Source organism: Thalassotalea sp. PLHSN55 (assembly GCF_052030545.1).
Classification (GTDB): Bacteria; Pseudomonadota; Gammaproteobacteria; order Enterobacterales; family Alteromonadaceae; genus CANMXU01.
Window position 1 is genome coordinate 92801 of the sequence record NZ_JBPDIH010000003.1, and the last position, 17136, is coordinate 109936.

A 17136-nucleotide genomic window follows, 5' to 3' on the forward strand; every position below is an offset into this window, starting at 1 on the left:
TAAGGTTACACTTTCTAACAAACCAAAATATTCTAACCGCTTAACTTATTATTAACACTATTTTTTACGCGCTTTAGCTTGGAAAAAAACAAACTCAAATATTGCCGAGCATTATCAACACCTTATTATTTGTAATCGCTAGCAGCTGAAGCTAAAAAGTATCTTGTTAACACTCAGTAAACTTTGCGCGCTGTAGGTATCAAATAAAAAAATAGCAAGTTAGTAACAGTATTGTTAAAGTAAAACCCATAGAAATAACAACTGTTCTCATTAACTGTACGGACATAAGTCATTGCGCTAATCGCTCACCTACCGCATTCTGATAAGAAAAATAATGGACATGACAAAGACTAACGATCACCAACTTTCACAACTTTCGGTACTTGCACCATTTTTGGGTATTTTGTTGCTTTTCACCGTGGTTTCATTGCTAAATATTCCCGTATTAACAACGCTTTGGCGTCATGGTTTTGATGACGGTACCTATTCACACGCATTTTTAATTCCATTCATTTCTTTATATTTGTATTACCTACTGGCTCAGGCCAATAAATTGCAATTTCGCCAAAGTGTTGCGCTACTTCCAATTGTGCTGTTAGCACTAAGCAGCTACTTATTATTTGTTAGTAGCCACGCACAAATCAGCATTGGTTATTGGTTTTCATTACTTGCCGTCATTACAAGCTGCATACTGGTGTTGTACCGCTTTAATTGGTACATCATTTTCCCTTGTGCTTTTTTAGTGTTTATTATCCCATCGTGGGGAATATTAGTACCGATACTGCAGCAGATTTCAGTGAATGCAGTAACCTATATGATGACATTCACTGGCATCCCAACCTTTGTTGAAGACTCCTTTATTACGATTCCTGCTGGGGTTTTTGAAATCGCGGGCGGTTGCAGTGGCTTGAGATACATCATAGTCGCGATAGCCATTAGCACCTTATTTATATTCCTTTATATTAAAGATACCAAAAAAGCGTTGCTGTTTTTTTCCATAGCAATAATAGGCGGCTTATTAACTAACTGGATCCGCATCACTGCTTTGATCATGATCGGTCAGTATACGGATATGCAAAGTCCCTTAATGGGGGACCATAATACCTTTGGTTGGTATTTATTTTTGCCATTCATGTTTTTACTGTTTTTTATTGGTAACAAGCTCGCCAATCATGAAGAAGCATTAGAAAACAGCAAAGATAAAGCGGATGCCAACGCCGCTAAAGTGAACAAATCAACCGTGACTATTGCCTTGGCCATCGTGTTATTTTCTGCCACGAGTAATAGCTTACTTAACTCCGGTAGCAATCAGGTTCACATGACCACGCAAAACGTTGCCAAGTTTAATAAACAATCTAACTTACTGCCATTTATTACTTTTTACTCAGAGCGCCAAGTAACGTCGTTAACCATAGGGCAAACTGAATTTAGCAAACATGTTTATTATTTTGACAATAACGATTTAGATAATAAGCCTAGCTATTACGACAACAAGCTTTACCCAGAAAGCTGGCAAGAAGTTCGCAGTGAAACTCTCAGCGAAAACAATAACAACTGGCAATTATTGCTGTTAAAACAAAACAATAAACATGCCTTAGTTGCTGTGCAATATCAATATATAGGTCAAACATTTACCAATACCAGAGCATTAAAGCTAGCTCGCATTAAAGGTGCACTTACCGGCAATAGCGCTACTGAACTTCACTGGCTGGTTGCTCAATGTCAAACCGATTGTCAGACCGAAGTTGAGGCATTGTCTCAATCAGTGATGCACTAATTTACGTGTTTATGAATAAGCTCCACTTTCTAATACTTTTGATATGCCTAGCAAGTACAAAAGTCGTATTTGCAAAAAGCTATTGGTTATCAGAGCAAGGCATGCCTTGTACAAAAAGTAGTTGTTTGTGCAGCAAAGAACGTAGTTGTCTGTTAAGTCAGTCGCTTTTAAATAAGCTGGTCGCTGGCGATAAGATTTATTTTAAGCCAGGAAATTATCCATCGTTTGTGATAAAAAAACTCCATGGCACGGCTGAGAAAGCAATTGAATTTATTGGCGACCCTAGTGGTGAAAAAGCCGTTATTGGCATAGCTACTAATCACCGAGATATGCTGGAAATAAAACATTCTTCCTATATTTTTGTGTCAGGTTTTGCTGTAATAAATGCAACAAGAGCAGGCATTCGCGTTAACAATAGCCATAATGTCAAACTAAACCACAACGAGATAACACAATCTGGTGTTTGGGGCATTTTCACCAATCACGCCAATCATTTTTCAGCACAACATAATATTATTATCGGCCCAGCACAGCAGCACGGTATTTACCACTCCAACAGCGGTGATAGGGTTTATTTAGCCAACAATATGATCCGCGGCTTTAATGGCTGCGGTATTCACATTAACGCCGATAAAAGCATGGGCGGAGCAACCGATGTTATCGGCGATGGCATAGTCTCTAACGTCATTATCGAGAATAATTATCTGAGTGAAAACGGCTCATCTGGTGGTAGCGCAATTAATTTAGATGGTGTGCTTGGTGTTAAGCTTGCAAACAATATTATGCTTAACAATAAAGCTGCTGCGATTTCGTTATTCAAACAAGATGGCGCAATTGGCTCAGGCGATAGCCAAATTATCAATAACTTAGTGATAATGCCTGAGCGTTCACGTTGGGCGGTCAATATCAAAAAATCATCTGGTGGCAATCATTTTGAAAACAACATTATTGTCACCAAAGGTAAGTATCGTGGCATATTTGATCTCGTTACTACTGCTACATCGACAGCGCCTAATTTTTCGAGCAAAAATAACCTATATAGTTTTCAGCGAAATTTTGCCGTAGTTAATAACAAGCAACATTATTCATTGTCGAAGTGGCAACAAACATTTGAATCGAGCATTAGCGATCAGCAATTTCCTTTTGCTTTTGTCTTAGATAAGCAAAATAAATTGATCCCATCACTAAAGCAACAAGTGTTAGAGCGTAAGATAATCGCTTCAAACCCTTATAAAAATTTAATACTTTAAGGTATAAAAACCAAGCATGTACACGGTAAAAGTTATCACAACCAAGGCGGAACTATTAACGCTAAAAGCTAGTTGGCTGTTATTAGAGCGCCAACAAGCAAGTGATACCAGCCAATGTTTCATCAGCTGGCAATGGCTAACCTTATGGCTAGATACATACCAAGACATAGTTGAAGAATTACGTGTTATCACGGTTTATCATCAACAAGAGTGCATTGCTATTGCACCTTTTTATTGTCGAAATAAGCATGTTTTTGCCAAAAAAGAATTGGCCTTTATTGGCACCAACGAAGATGAAGAGGCAGAAGTCGCCTCTGAGCTGCTCGATATTGTCTGCCTTACACAATACAAAAGCGACGTGAGCAAGCTAATCGCAAAGCAACTCATAGCATTTACTGACCTTAGCGGTTTTAATTTTGTTGATATTAGCAAGCAATCGCTCATTTATTCGGTATGCGCCTTGATGAAAAACCAAATGTTATCAGCGCAAGAAGCTAATGCTGGTTGGCAATTTTACCTAACAACAACCCAAAATGACGAGTTTACTGCCAAGCTATTGCATAAGAAAAAACGCATTATTAACCGGTTTTACCGACAAGAAAATGCTAACTTTATTATTGCGACAAACTTAGCACAGGCGTTGGCATTATTTGACGATTTAGTGCAACTTCACCAACAACGTTGGCAAGGCAAGCAAAAGTTAGGGGTATTTGCCAACCCAGATTTTTATGCTTTTCATAAAAAAATCATTGAACAAAGCTTTAACGATAACGAAAGTCAGTTACACGCTGTGATAAGTGCTGTTAGCGTCGACAATCAAACAATTGCCGTTAATTATTCTTTAAAATACCGCAACAAGCTTTATTTTTATCAATCAGGCATAAATGAGTACTTTCAGCCCAATTTATCACCTGGTTTATTAAATCACCTGTTGCTGGTTCAATATTGTCAAACAGCACAAATTACGCAGTACAATTTATTGAAAAGTGCCAGCCAAAACGACTATAAGAAAAATATTTCGCAACTAGGGTTAGAAGTGCTATCAATAAAAATGTTACCCTTTAGTAACTTAAACAAACTCATGCTGGCATGCGCATCAATTAAAACCCAAATGCGTAAACTATTAAAAAATTCACACAAAAATAAGCCATGAACACTATGAACGGATTGCCTCAACCTCTGGAAAAATACCCTGCGTTTGCATTTGTACTCACGTTATTATTTACCTTTTTTATCTTCATTCGCCCGCAAGAAATATTTATCGCCATTTATGGTGTGCCGTTTATCGCTGTATTAAGTGTACTTATTTTAATTGTTATTTTACTGGCTCATCGACCGATAAAGTTTACGCCGCAATATGCCTTATTGCTGATGATTTACCCTCTAACCGCACTGTCTGGCTTACTTAACGGCTGGTTAGGCGAAGGGGTTGAGCAGGCTAACCGATACTTAACTTCATGCCTTATTCCCCTGTTTATCTTTGCCACTGTATTCACCTCGCCGGCGCGGCAGAAGAGCTTTATGTGGTTGGCACTCATTAGTGCCTGTATCTTTGTCCATAACGGTTACGTGCAACAAAATTCATTTGACGGTTTTGGCTGGTCAGGTACCGACTATGTTGAAGACGGCCGCATTCGCTATTTGGGTATTTTTAGAGATCCAAACGATTTAGGGGTATTTTTCATGATGAATATTCCCTTTGCGCTGTATTTTATTAAACACTCAAATGCCTTTGGTAAAACACTCGCTTTAGGCTGTTTATCGGCTATTTTATACGGCATATACATGACCAACTCTCGCGGTACTATGTTGGCAGTGATTGGCCTTACTGGCTTGTACTTTTTAATTCGCTATGGCGGTGTTAAAGCCATTATTTATGGATTGATTTTTGCGCCTATTGTTATATTTGTTGTTTCAACGTTCCGCGCAGTTAGTAGCCAAGAAGCCTCAGCGATGGGCCGTTTATGGGCATGGTGGGACGGTTTAGAAATGCTTAAAGCGAACCCTATATTTGGTGTTGGTAGTAATAATTTTACAGAACACCATGGCCGTGTTGCCCACAATACTTACATTCAAATGGCGGCTGAGCTTGGGTTAAGCGGCTACTTTATTTGGACCACAGTACTGTTTTTAACCCTGTTTATGGGCTTTCAGGCGGTGATGTACGTAAAAGATAAATTACCTGAAGATATAACAGAAGAAGTAAAAGCTGAACTTGCCTTATCGTCAACTTTCTTTTTCTCACTGTGTGGTTTTTCAATGACAGCATTTTTCTTAACTCGTCACCGTTTTATCGTTTACTTTATGATCTCAGGTTTATTAATCGCTTCATATCAGCGACTTACGGTATTGCTCGGTGAAGAGTACGCGCTTAATTATAAGAAAACTATCCGCAATATTTTATTAATTTCTTCGGCATTGCTTATCTTTGTTTATATCATCTTGAAGTTAACGGTATAAACATGAACAAGACCGCAACAAGCAGACTAAAAGTAACAGTGAACGGATAATGAAGAATATTCCAAGAGACAACCATTTTATTTGGATCCGATATTTAGCGGCTTTTTCCATATTGTTTTCGCACTCACGGTTTATCGCGAACGATGTGGAGTTTACGCAAGCAACTGGCTTTTTCTCTTGGTTATTCCCGGGTGTACCGACCTTATTTTTTATTAGCGGCTTCTTAGTTAGTTTAAGTCACAATGGCGCAGCATTTAATGTCGATTATTTAGCTAAACGTATATTACGAGTATTTCCGCCGCTGTGGGCGTCAGTTTTACTGAGTGTTATTGCCCTTTTTGCGGTTGGTTATTTAAACCCGATGACCTTAAATTGGGGCGAATTTATATTTTGGTTTGTTGGCCAGTTAACCGTTTTACAAGTCTATCATCCAAGCTTTCTTGATGAGTTTGGCATTGGTGTACTTAATGGCAGCCTGTGGGCCATTCCGGTGATCTTCCAATTCTATTTAGTATTGCCATTTTTTGTCAAAATCGACCAACATTTTTCTAAAAAATACAGCCCTAACTGGATTTATTTAGCGCTGATATTTTTTGCCCTATTAAACATCGCCTTTAATTATTTTCATAACTTTCACGAAAGCGTTGTCACTAAGGTACTATTCCTAACGCTCGTGCCATGGGCATTTATCTTCTTCTTAGGTTACTTTTTCCAACGTAACTTTCAGTTAATTAAAGGTAAGTCTAACGCTACGTTTTTGCTGTGGTTAGCCATTCATATTGGTGGGTATTTATGTTTGCGAGAATTAGGCGTGCGCTGGGGGCGAAACGACGTCAACCCGATACTTCTGGTTATTTTTGCATTAATGATCACCAACCTCGCCTTTTTACCAAAAAGCAATATATCTTGGTTTAATCGCATAGAAAACTTCTTGAAAAAGTATGATATCACCTTCGGCATTTTTGTTTATCATGTCGTGGTGATTAACTTTATGCTGGAATATCAAATCTTCACTGACAACTTAACCTATCGCATACTTTGTTTAGTTTTGGCATCGATTGTTATTTCAACCTTTAGCATGCTGTTTTTAGAGCGACCCATTCGAGAAAACCGAGATGTTATTCTCGAAAAAATTAATCATTGCTGGCGCAATTTCCGTTCAAAAAAACAAACCGATTGTTAAACAGCACATTAGTTCACCGCGAGTTAACGTACCAAAAGGTCAGCAAATACTGCGCGGTGATCACTGCCTACATCGTCACTAACCCATGAATTGTTCACGCTAATGGTATTTGGGTCGACCAGTAAATGGTCAATTCTTACGCCATGATAACGGGTAAATTTAGTGTAACCGAGCCCCGTGCCAGTTGAGTCAAACGCATTATCAAACGAGGCAAATGCTGCGCGATAAATTGAACTGTCGGCTGGCATATTAAAATCGCCCAAGATTAAACTAACTCCTTGGTTCAACGCCCAATCAGCCACTAAATTCGCTTCAAGAAAGCGCTGCTGCGAGTTATTAAATACCGCGCTAAAATTAAGTTTAGATAACTGAAAGTCTTCAAAACCTTTGCGTGGTGTTTCTAAATGAGTATTGATCACACGCACCACCTGACCATTAATATTCACTTGATATAACACGCCAAAACTTCCCCAGCCACCAAGAAACTTGCGCTCTTTGTTATCAATAAAACTAATCGGGTAAGCACTGGCTAAACACATTTGTCCGCTACAATGGAGCGACCAACCACTAGGGATTATTTTTTTCGCCACTTTTTCGGGGGTTTCTTGTAACGCGATTATGTCCGCTTTCCCGTATTTAAGTAGTGTATTTAATTTCGGTTCATTACGAATTTTGCCACCTAAGTTTAACGACATAACTCTAAGGTTACTGTTCTGGTCATTAAATATTTTTCCCACAGGTAGCGAAAAGCCTAAGTAGATAAAAAAAGCTAAGAGCAGACTTAACGTCACGGCATATTTTTGTTTTAGCACTAACGAAAATGAACTTTTCGGGCTAAAAACAAGTAACAGCAATGGCGCAAAAATCAGCCATCTTGGCATGAACAAAATAGGATATTCAATCAGTGACCATACTTTAGACCACGGCATAATCTGGGCTAACATGCAGACAAAAACCGCCGCATAAAATGAGGCTAGCACGCCATAACTATATATTTTTCCAATCTGGTCTGTTTTTGTAAAAAGTTTCATGTAATTGTTTTTTTTATCGTGTAGATTAATGAATAAATATTGTACAAAGCTAATGTACTCACTACTCAATGGTGTCATTTGATTAATTGACATATTTTGGAACAAATAATGACATATAAACCGCTTATTAGCATTATGCTTATCATACTTTGTTGTTCATGCGCTGAGCCCGAAAACGAAGTTAACACCATCAAGCCTGTTTTAGCCAAAGCCTATCAACAAACTTTTGAGTCACACCCTTTTGGAGAAATTCCAAAGTGGCGTCGAGATAATGCACCTTACCAAGGGCCTTTTTCTGATGCCGGCGAATATTTTCAACAAAAAAACATTTTTCCGCCAAACGCTTATCGCAATACAATCGACATTGGCAAAGGAGACTGGTTAGTCGCCGAATTATACACCCGCACCGAACAGCCAATTTTATTAGACTATTTAGATATAGTGCCTGACCCAAGTAACACGAGTAATAAAGTACTAAAAATAGCGACGCCTGATCATACCGACGGCGTGGTGCTGCGTTCAAAGCACCCTTTACCCAAAAATTATCGCATCAAACTTCGTATCGGCCATGCGCAATATGGCGACGATACTAAGCTTAATGGTTATGATATTGGCAACGAAACGGCTGAGCCTTGGGTTGACGCATCTAGCGTAGGCCATAACGGTTTTTACTGGTTGGCGATTTTAGATACCGAGCCTAAACCACACAATAATGTGTGGATTCACCATCATCGAAAATTTGTTATCGACAGTTGGAACCGAAAAGAGCACATCAATACCGTAAATGTTATTGCCTTAAATGGCCTGACAGAAACACATGAGCGTTTTGGCAAAAAATTTATCAGCTATCAAGACAATAAATGGAAGTATCAATCTGACATTCCGATGGACTATTACCTGCCAAACGAATGGTATGACGTAGAATTTACTCGCACTAATTTATTTTATCAGTTTTCCATTTCTGGTAACTTCCGCTATGGCGGTAAAACCACCTATTCAAGCAAAATCGATTTTCGTAAATATTGCGTCTTTCACTACAACCAATCCGCCGAGGAACAAGAAAAAAACTGTGTCGATAATCGAGCACTTACATTTGCAGGTAAAAGCTTCCCGTCTTGGCCAATAAATAGCGCTTATGCCGACTACTTTATGCTTGGCGAACCACATATTAATTACTATGAAGGCTCAGTATTAATTGATAACATAAGCCTAGAAGAATTGTAACATTAACGTAAAATGCAGTTCATTTAACCTTCAATACTTAGCAAATAAAAAACGAGAATTTCTTTATGGATAAAGGTAGTACCTTAACAACCATTGCGGTGATCACCTGCAATCGCCCCACTTGGTTAAAACGTTTGTTATTAGCTTTATCCAAACAAGTTGCTAGCGACAGTACGCAACTCGATATTCTAGTGGTCGACAATGCCTGCGACCCAGCAACAGAAAAAGTTGTCAGTGAAATAAACACTCATTCAGCAATTCCGGTGACTTACCAAACAGAACCCGTTAAAGGTATCGTGGCTGCTCGTAATCGCTGCGTAACTCATTTTCTTGCGACTGAGTCTCAAAACCTTATTTTTATTGACGACGATGAATGGCCAAGTGATGAGCATTGGGCACAAAACCTTATCGACAAAAAGCAGCATTACCAAGCAGATATTATGACCAGCCATGTTATTTCAGTTGGCGAAGAAGGCACGCCTGAATGGGCGGTAGATTTAATTTACGGTAAAAACCCACTGGTTGAAGGTGACCAAATTACCACCTACTACACCAATAACTTGCTGATCAGCCGCCATGTGCTTGAACAAATCAGCCCAGCATTTGATATGCGCTTTGCCATGACCGGTGCTAGTGACTATCATTTTGCGCTAAAATGCACCCAAGCAGGCTTTAAAGCCTTTTATACTGATGCGCCTGTAATCGAAGAATTTCCAAAATCGCGCGCAACGATTAAGTGGTTTTTACGTCGAGGATTTCGCTCTGGCATCGGTTATACCCGCAGCCATTTATTTGAAGAGTCAAAATCAACAGCCTTAATGCGCTGTTTATTTATGGCAGGCGTGCGCTTTGCAAGAGGCATACTTTATTGCTTAAAAGGTATCGTTACCTTAAACAAAACCACTTTTGTTGACGGCATGTTTCGCTTTTGCTCGTTTGGCGGCACTATCGCCGGATTTTTTGGCATTAAGCACGAAGAATACAACACCATTCATGGTAAATAGCTAAAAAATATCGAGCGAACATTGAGGTTATTGCATAGCGCTATTTTTGCCGCTATGCTTTTTGCCATTAAAAACAAGATTATGGAGAGAGACTGTTGAACAGCGCTAAAATTGGTTTAGTTGGAAGCGGAGCCCGCATCAAGTCGATGTACTTACCTGTATTTAACGCCCTCGGCATTGAAGTTTCAGGTTTTACTAGCCGCTCAAAAGAGAAAGGCAAGGCGTTTTCACAAGAAACAGGCCTTACTTATTTTGACAATATTGACCAATTAGCCACCTCAACAACCCCTGATTACTTCTTAATTGCCGTTGCTATGGGTGACAATGCAAAGGTTGCTCATCAGCTACTTAAATACAACAAGCCGATCATCATTGAAACACCGCTAGCTTGGTCAAAAAGTGAATCGTTAGCACTGATTAGCAAAGCCAATGAATTAGGCGTGAAGCTTTATGTAATGGAGCAGTTTCCTTATTTCCCGAAAGAGCTACTTAAGCAGCAACTCTATAACGACAATATTTTTGGCAAAGTGTATGCAGTTTTTAACGATTTTTGCGCCTATAAATATCATGGCATTGCGCGTGCTCGCCAATATATTGAAGGGAAAGCGGTCGGCCTAAGAAGTCAAACCGTTAACTTTGATCTGCCAGCACCGGCTATGGATCAAAACCCATCATGGCAAATGGCCGATATTGAGTTTTCTAACGGCTCACGATTATTTCACGTTTATAGCCCAGGCTATTGGGGCTGCGATATTTGCCCGCCGGTAAGTTTTAAAATATACGGTGAAAAGGCTACTATGGTCGACGATACCATTAAGCTTATTCTCGATGGTCAATCAGAGGCAGTAACTGCCGATATTGTGGAAGAAAAAAATGACGATGGCACGACTAGACAGCTGAGCTTATCAATTCCAAATGGCAAAGAATATGTCTGGCAAAACCCTTATCAGCAACATAATTTGTCAGATGAGCAAACAGCCATCGCGGTATTATTAAACGCAGTGCTCAATAATGGCCATCAAGGCATATTGCCTTATACGGCAAATGACTTTGTTAATGATATTGAAATTGACCAAGCAATGAATATATCTGATGCCAGATCGGGCGCCAATGTCGACTTGCCACTTAATGAAAAGAAACAAAAAATATTGAAGCTATTAAGTTATAAGTTTTGGAAAAGTAAGCTGATTCGGTAGCTTGAACGCGGTTACTATAAGAAATGGCTGATGTAAGCAATGTCATATCGCTGCCTCTAGATAAAAAGCAGCGATATAATCACATCTTCGCCAACAACATACTCTAACTATCTATTTTCGGCTTTTAAAAAGTCCGCCAATCGAATGGTCAAAGCCAAGATCATTAACGTTGGATTGCCATGTCCCGCCGTCGGAAATACCGAGCTCCCCGCGATATACAAACCTGCCACGTTATGCACCGCACAATTAATATCAACAACGCCCTGCTCGGGATCTTCTGACATTTTAGTCGCCCCAGTAGGATGCGCGCGGTCAATCAAGTTAGGCTTCCAGTCATTTTCATCATACAACCACTGAGCAAGTTTAGGTGGCGTTAAACCAAGGTGTTTAAACTCAAGGGTAATTAACTCGCCTAATCGTCTTGCCGCAGCACGCTCTTTTTCGTCTATCTGCCAGTTAATTTTTGACAATGGCATACCAAGCGCGTCTTTTTGACTCGACAAGGTCAAACGACTTTCATTGTTTGGCATCTGCTCAATTAAGGTATATAAATCAACACGTGCATTTTTAATAATAGGTGGACGTTTATTCACCTGCTTACGGTAGATATTTTTGAGCAGCGAAGGGGAATTTTTAAGTAGCGTTATGACGTCGTTACGAAAGTTAATTTGATATGAACTCGCTGCCACAGCAGATTCATCTCGCCAAAACATGTTGTCCCCCTCATCACAGTGGTATTTACCGCCACCGCGTTTGGCAACTTTTTTCGAGACTCTTTTTAAGGCATGCCACGGGTCATCTGGCGCTTCATATTCTTCAATAAATGCCGCGGCATTAAGTAACTCTTCTTTTGCTTGAACTTTTTCACTGAGTGCTAGACCATGCAAGTAGCTTTGCCTGCCACTGTCGCTGTCTAACCAATAACGGCCGAACCTCGCTTGAATATCTGCTGATGCTTGTGGATCAAAACTGCCGATCACACCACCGAGGTGATCAATTAAGTTGCGCCCGACCATGTCGTGTTTGTTACCGACACCCTCTGGAATAATTTTATTCGAGGCGAGCAGCAATCTTGCGTTTTCTACGCCACCACAGCAAAGCACAACGTTTTTGGCGACAATACGTAAAGTATTGCCGTCAAGCGATTGAAAGTCGACTGACTCAACAACTTCGCCAGCTTGATCAGTATTGATATGCGTTAAATTAGCATGAAGATATATTGTCAGGTTATCGGCTTGACTGTTCAGTAAATCTTTACCAAAGACAATTGGGTTAGTTGACTGTTTGCTGCGACTAAACTGCCAAAAGGTAGGTTTGAGTAACGTTTGGTCAATGCTCGGCTTAGGCCGTGCCATGCCAAGCATGTCAAATAAGTTTTCATCATAAACATTTGGCCCTAAACCTAAATGCTTTGTAGCTCGGTCCAAATAAGGATTAAGTGTCGTTAGATCAAAAGGCCAGCCCGAATCTTCAACCCAAGATCTTTTTTCAAAATCTATTGGATCAAAGGCAGTACACCGTCCACTCCAAGTAGTTGAACTACCACCAAAAACCCGTTGACGAACAAGCTTTTGAGGTTCTTTTCTTGGGTCGCCAGCATTGTCAACTTCATATAGTGCTTGGGTTTCATCTTCGTCGGTAAGACCACCCGACTCGACAATGCAAACTTCCATACCTGAGTCTAGAAGCTCTTTGGCAAGGGTTATGCCCGCAGGTCCGCTACCAACAATACAAATATCGGTAGTAATTTCTGAGTGCGCTGCTGCGTCCTTTAAATCAACTAAATCCATCTAACAAATAACCTTGGCTGTTTAAAAACAGATCAAATATAGAAAAAATACTCATCACATACAAGCGAGCGTTAAGCGACTAAACTAGCTTATGTTTTTCCAGTGCTTGTATTAGCTCATCATAATTAACCACTAAGTCTTTTAACTCAGCTTTATTCACCTTCTTGAAGCTACTTTCTGGTGATATATGCTCAACGCCAATATGCTGATGGATAAGCTGCATTTGGCCATCGGTATCAGCCACAATATCTTCGTAATAGCAGGTCAATACTTTGGCTGAATTTTGCTTGGCAAGCTGCTCTTCAAAATACTGTTCATCACGTTTTAATTTCTTTAAATACTGCACCATTTCATTCACATCAAGCGTAATTGGTGGCAGCTTAACGTCTTGTTCTGAATGAACAATTTTTGACTGTTCCATATACGCTTTCGAAACGGCAACATTAAGGTGATCACGTCGCTTTAGGTGCACTATTTCATCAACATTCGCTAAAGCAAACTCCAATAAACCATTGTTGGCTTGGAATTGACTGTACATCACTTTACAGCCAAACGTTTGCGCTAATGGGTCGTCAGCGTTTGCTTGCTCAACTTCACTGAAATACTGGCGATAGAGTTTTTCTTTATTTAACCAACGGGTCAAAACATTACAAGATGCATGACGTTTCCAGTGTTCAAATAAACGAATATTTTTACGGCCGAAGGTTGGAAATTCTTCTTCAGGCGTTAAACGAAATAACTCTGCATACGACGCAATATTCTTGTGACCATTTAGCATATCAATCAGCCAAGTTGAGCCGGTTCTTTGTGTTGTTACGATAAGGTATTTTTTCATGTTATTTTTATCATCTGCCATTAGCTAAGTATTATTTGTTATCAGTGACTTGCTGATAAAGCGCTGAGGTGTTTTTTGCCATTATCAAGTATTCAAATTTAGTTTCAAAAGACTGCCTTGCTTGCTCGGCCATCGTCATCATCAAATTCGCATCATTAGCTAGTTTTAATACATGGTCAGCAATCTGCTGTGGCTGATTAATATCCGTTAACAGCCCATCATAATTATCAGTAACCACTTCTGGAATACCACCACCACAAGTTGCAATAGAAGGCAGTCCATACATCATAGCTTCAACATAAATTAAACCAAACGATTCATAAACCGACGGTACAACAAATATGTCGGCACTGCGGTAAAAAGCAATGATATCTTCATCGCTAACAAAACCATGGAAAGTGACAATGTCATTTAGCTCACCAAAATGCTCGTTAAAATAATGTTCAAATTTAATGTCTCCCGGCGCATGCGGGCGGTCTGAGCCAATAATATCAACCTGAATATTCGGGTACTGTTGATAAATTAACGGCAATGATTGCAAAAAAGCTAATGTGCCTTTGCGATTTTCAAGGCGGCTCACATATAAAATTTTACATTGTTCGCCAAGGCGAGGTTTTATCTGCGCCTGTACGTTTTTATCAATCACACCTAATGGCAAAATATGCACATTATCGACCGACATTTTATATTCATCGGTGATGGTTTTTGCATGGCACTTGGTCGACGAGACTAATTGCTTGGCTTTTTTGCAGGATAAATGCTCTAAATAGCAAACCACTTTATCGCCAAACGCGACGCTATCACTGTCTAAGCCAAGTGTTTCAAAAAATGGCGTGTGTACACGCACAACCACTGGAATGTTAAGCATTAATTGCGAAACGACACCCGGTGCTTCCCAATTTGGAAATTCAACCACATCAAACGGGTTTCTTTGGTGCAGTTTTTTAATCAGGCGATAAACCTGAAAGCTCCAACGGACACCTGGAAAAAAACGTTCGATTTTGGGTAATGATTTTTTACCTAAGCGATGAACATTAACTCCTTCGACAATATCACAGCAATATTCACTAGCGCTTGATGGGTAAATCACATGCACGCTGTGACCTAATTTAACTAAACCTACCGACAGGTTATAGATATAGGTACCAATGCCGCCACCATCCTCCGGTGGAAAACCTGTACTAATTAAGCAAATATTCACAACGGTTAGCTCTAATTATCTAATTGAAAGTTTGGGTAATAATGATGAAAGTCAGCTTTGTAAAAGGCCAAAACAAAGGCAATTTCGGCTTCACCATAATAGTCGCTATTGCTGTATTTATTGGGTGAGCTGTTTATTTTTTCATTATGAAAATTAATGCCGGTTTTTTCGGTTAAAGCAACCAACTCTTGCGCCAAGTTTTCTTGCTTTAAGACCATGTCGACTCCTATGCCTTGATGGCTAGTCAGAAAGTCATGACACGGTAGAATATCGTTTTGCGCCCAAGCTTCTAATTTATGAAAATAGTGCTTTAAGTTAAAAACAAAGTCCGAAAAATTTTGATAATAATCGCTTTTAAAGGCACGGGTACGTTTTTCAAATGCATTCACGGCAAATAATTCACTACCATGGCGCTTATGGTATAAGAAAAAAGACAATAAACGTGAAAATGGGTTGCGGATCACTGAAAATCTAAAACAGCTACTCACGTCGCTTTCGCCATAAACCTCAATGCATTTTTGCATTGAATAGTGCTTTTCACCCAGTTGATGCCAATCGATATCTGGCGTTAAATTGTGTTCAATAAAAGTGCCGGCACACTTAGGAATGTGCACAAACAATATTTTGTTTTCTAAATCTATCATAACCAATTTTCCATATTAGCTTTTCTTTAATAAGCTTAATAAACCCAAACCATATTCTTTAAATAGCAGCAACAAAAGTCCGCCATAAATCACGCCACCCAATAGCACTTGGATCACTAATTCAACAATAATATTTGTGCTAAGCACTTCGCCGACACTTGTTACTGAGATAAACATGACCGCTGACAGGAAAAGTGGGATCAATAAACTTTTCCAATAATCCAGTGCGGCAATAGGTAAACAGCGACAACTATCAAATATATGCCAAATAAACCAAACCACATACATGGCTGCAAAAAGCAAACAGCCAACATTTAACGAATACTGTAGACCTACGCCCCAACCAATAAGTGCACAAAAAAAGGCGACACTGACATGCAATAGTTTTCGTTTGGCAAAACCTGAAGCATAAAGTGCCGAACCAGGTATCACCCTAAGTGCATTAATCATTTGCACCATACATATGATCTGCAAAGGAACAATCGCCGTTAACCATTTATCGCCAAGCAATAATGGCACTAAATTAGGGGCAACTGCAGCTATGCCAAAAAAAACAGGAAAGATAGCCATCGCCAATACCGCTGACGATTTAACCACATAGTGACTCACTAACGCCTTATCGTGTGATACTTTAGCAAAAGAAGATAAGCCCACCTGCTGGATTAATTGCCCAACCATAGTCACCGGTTTTTCAGCCAACGACAATACCACGCGATAAATACCTAAGGCATTACTGCCACTAAAGGTATTGATAAGTAACGTATCAAGACGCTGATTAATCTCCCACCCGGTTGAATGGAAAAAGTTTAAACTACCGTCTTTAACCAGCGGTATAAAACCATTAAAAGAAGCGGTTAAAGATAATGATGTTTGGCTAACCATGCGATAACAAACAACACGTAAAAACTGCGCAACCAATAAGCCTACCGCCAGTGCCCAAAAGCCATAGCCGAGCAATGCTAAGGTTAAGTTCGTTAAAATTTGGCCAAAGCTAATACCGATATCAACAAGGTTAAGTTGTTTGTACTGCATATTGCGGTTGATCAACGCCTTATGCACCGTAATAAATGGGCCAAATAAAAATGACAAAGCACTCACTTGGATCAATAAAGTTAACTTAGGTTGTTCAAACAATTGCGCAAAAAACGGCGCGCTAAATTGAAAAACCACAAACAGCACAATATTGGCAAGCATCAACACTGAAAAGGTTTGGTTGATCGATTGGCGCGACAGCTCTGGTGTGCGAATTAACGTTCCACCTAAGCCAAATTGCCCAACGATGAGCAATACCCCTATGGCTAAATCATTAAGTGCAATTAACGCAAAGTCATCAGGTGTTAATAACCTGATCACCCAAATCGTTGCTATCCAAGAAAAAAACTGATTGGTTATTTTTCCAAATGCGCCCCACTTTATGCCTGAGCGAGCTTTGTTAGCAACTGATGACATAGTGCCTTTCTTTGGCTTGGCTTAGGTAAGCGACTTTATTAAATCGACTCAATTGTAAACGTGATTTGGCGGTATTATTTTTATCAAAAGTA

14 protein-coding genes are annotated in these 17136 nt (G+C 39.6%); 8 read left to right on the forward strand and 6 right to left on the reverse strand.

Features of this window, described 5'->3' with window-relative positions; genetic code table 11:
• Positions 1-334 precede the first annotated feature (334 nt).
• The 5 genes from xrt (at position 335) to ACRRSQ_RS06335 (ending at position 6670) form a co-directional block, all read left to right on the forward strand.
• On the forward strand, positions 335-1777 hold the full coding sequence (xrt, locus tag ACRRSQ_RS06315; RefSeq protein ID WP_440874864.1) for an exosortase: 1443 nt from the start codon (positions 335-337) through the stop codon (positions 1775-1777).
• A gap of 227 nt (positions 1778-2004) precedes the next feature.
• Positions 2005-3027, forward strand: coding sequence for a right-handed parallel beta-helix repeat-containing protein (locus tag ACRRSQ_RS06320; protein ID WP_440874865.1), 1023 nt, complete (start codon positions 2005-2007; stop codon positions 3025-3027).
• A 16-nt stretch (positions 3028-3043) separates the two neighbouring features.
• Positions 3044-4180, forward strand: coding sequence for a GNAT family N-acetyltransferase (locus ACRRSQ_RS06325; RefSeq protein WP_440874866.1), 1137 nt, complete (start codon positions 3044-3046; stop codon positions 4178-4180).
• Between the two features lie 5 nt (positions 4181-4185).
• Positions 4186-5487: an O-antigen ligase family protein gene (locus ACRRSQ_RS06330; protein WP_440874867.1), complete on the forward strand. Its 1302-nt coding sequence runs from the start codon at positions 4186-4188 to the stop codon at positions 5485-5487.
• A gap of 49 nt (positions 5488-5536) precedes the next feature.
• Positions 5537-6670, forward strand: coding sequence for an acyltransferase family protein (locus ACRRSQ_RS06335; protein ID WP_440874868.1), 1134 nt, complete (start codon positions 5537-5539; stop codon positions 6668-6670).
• A gap of 23 nt (positions 6671-6693) precedes the next feature.
• On the opposite strand, the gene ACRRSQ_RS06340 is transcribed toward ACRRSQ_RS06335, so the two are convergent.
• Complete coding sequence (locus ACRRSQ_RS06340) at positions 6694-7614, reverse strand: endonuclease/exonuclease/phosphatase family protein (RefSeq protein WP_440874869.1); 921 nt, start codon at positions 7612-7614, stop codon at positions 6694-6696.
• Positions 7615-7809: 195 nt separating this feature from the next.
• Between ACRRSQ_RS06340 and ACRRSQ_RS06345 the strand changes: the two genes are divergently transcribed.
• From ACRRSQ_RS06345 to ACRRSQ_RS06355, 3 genes are all read left to right on the forward strand, one after another.
• A complete protein-coding gene (locus ACRRSQ_RS06345) occupies positions 7810-8925 on the forward strand; it encodes a hypothetical protein (RefSeq protein WP_440874870.1) in 1116 nt (371 codons plus the stop codon).
• Between the two features lie 65 nt (positions 8926-8990).
• Positions 8991-9929, forward strand: a complete 939-nt coding sequence (locus ACRRSQ_RS06350; protein WP_440874871.1) for a glycosyltransferase — start codon at positions 8991-8993, stop codon at positions 9927-9929.
• 95 nt (positions 9930-10024) lie between these two features.
• Positions 10025-11125, forward strand: a complete 1101-nt coding sequence (locus tag ACRRSQ_RS06355; RefSeq protein WP_440874872.1) for a Gfo/Idh/MocA family protein — start codon at positions 10025-10027, stop codon at positions 11123-11125.
• Positions 11126-11232: 107 nt separating this feature from the next.
• Here the strand turns inward: ACRRSQ_RS06355 and ACRRSQ_RS06360 are convergent, their stop codons facing one another.
• The 5 genes from ACRRSQ_RS06360 to ACRRSQ_RS06380 form a co-directional block, all read right to left on the reverse strand.
• Complete coding sequence (locus ACRRSQ_RS06360; RefSeq protein WP_440874873.1) at positions 11233-12915, reverse strand: GMC oxidoreductase; 1683 nt, start codon at positions 12913-12915, stop codon at positions 11233-11235.
• Positions 12916-12994: 79 nt separating this feature from the next.
• Positions 12995-13771, reverse strand: a complete 777-nt coding sequence (locus tag ACRRSQ_RS06365) for a Stf0 family sulfotransferase (RefSeq protein WP_440874874.1) — start codon at positions 13769-13771, stop codon at positions 12995-12997.
• Positions 13772-13781: 10 nt separating this feature from the next.
• Positions 13782-14951 carry a glycosyltransferase family 4 protein gene (locus ACRRSQ_RS06370; protein ID WP_440874875.1) on the reverse strand — a complete coding sequence of 390 codons (1170 nt, stop codon included), beginning with the start codon at positions 14949-14951 and terminating at the stop codon, positions 13782-13784.
• Between the two features lie 11 nt (positions 14952-14962).
• Positions 14963-15595, reverse strand: a complete 633-nt coding sequence (locus tag ACRRSQ_RS06375; RefSeq protein WP_440874876.1) for a sulfotransferase family 2 domain-containing protein — start codon at positions 15593-15595, stop codon at positions 14963-14965.
• Positions 15596-15610: 15 nt separating this feature from the next.
• On the reverse strand, positions 15611-17044 hold the full coding sequence (locus tag ACRRSQ_RS06380) for an oligosaccharide flippase family protein (RefSeq protein ID WP_440874877.1): 1434 nt from the start codon (positions 17042-17044) through the stop codon (positions 15611-15613).
• Positions 17045-17136: the final 92 nt, after the last annotated feature.